The following is an 807-nucleotide window of genomic DNA, read 5'->3' as shown; positions in this document are numbered from 1 at the left end:
GATGTCTTTGGCCAGCTCAGCAGCCAGAGCTTTGAGTGTGTCTTGGTCCATTTGCTTACCCACGAAGGTATCCTTTTGAAAAAGTTACTTATTCGTGGGCGGTTACACAATTGGATTTACAGGCTCCTTTTCTTATCTGCGCATACTCCCTCCCTTGCTCACAGCCACATCACTGGCCGTTGGCTCCACTCACAGCGGGACATTGGACACTGTGTTTATATGAGTGTCTGGCCATCAGACCTTGACCTGACTCGTCAAGGATATTGGCCTGACCAGGTCAAGCCTCTGCCCACCAAGGCATCCCTCCCAATCGCCAGCACAGCCTCTCGGTGAGAGGGTACTCTTCGTCCTGATGGTGGCCGCTCACGCAGCAAATGCCCTCCCTATGACCTGTTCAAAACATCGGTAGGGGGAAACAGTCTGCGGATAAAGGGGTGTAACATGGCGGAATACAACGCTGTTTATCGCCTTCGATATCCTTCCACTATGTTACTAAAACAAAGCCCCGACCAGATGGTCAGGGCTTTCAAGCAGCGGCGAAGCGGATGGGAGGACGCAGTCCAGCTCAAGGGACAACAGGCAGGGGCCGAGTTGCCAGTGCCAGGTCGCAGCCCTGTCTGTTGTCCCTTGTTTTCTCGTCCTTTCGCGAATGAGCAAAAGCAAAAAGGCCTTCCCGTTAAGGAAGGCCTTTCAAATTAGTGGCGGAGCGGACGGGACTCGAACCCGCGACCCCCGGCGTGACAGGCCGGTATTCTAACCGACTGAACTACCGCTCCGCATTCGGTTAGCTTTCGCTAAATCTTCTGC

Annotated in this window: 1 tRNA gene; it reads right to left on the bottom strand. The window is 53.9% G+C overall.

Features of this window, described 5'->3' with window-relative positions:
* Positions 1 to 699 precede the first annotated feature (699 nt).
* Positions 700 to 776, bottom strand: a tRNA-Asp gene (locus tag ACLHZ1_RS20535).
* Between the last annotated feature and the right edge of the window lie 31 nt (positions 777 to 807).

Source organism: Aeromonas sobria, assembly GCF_050266975.1.
Classification (GTDB): Bacteria; Pseudomonadota; Gammaproteobacteria; order Enterobacterales; family Aeromonadaceae; genus Aeromonas; species Aeromonas sobria_B.
The sequence above is the reverse complement of the archived record's forward strand: the minus strand, read 5'-3'. Positions and strand labels throughout refer to the sequence as shown.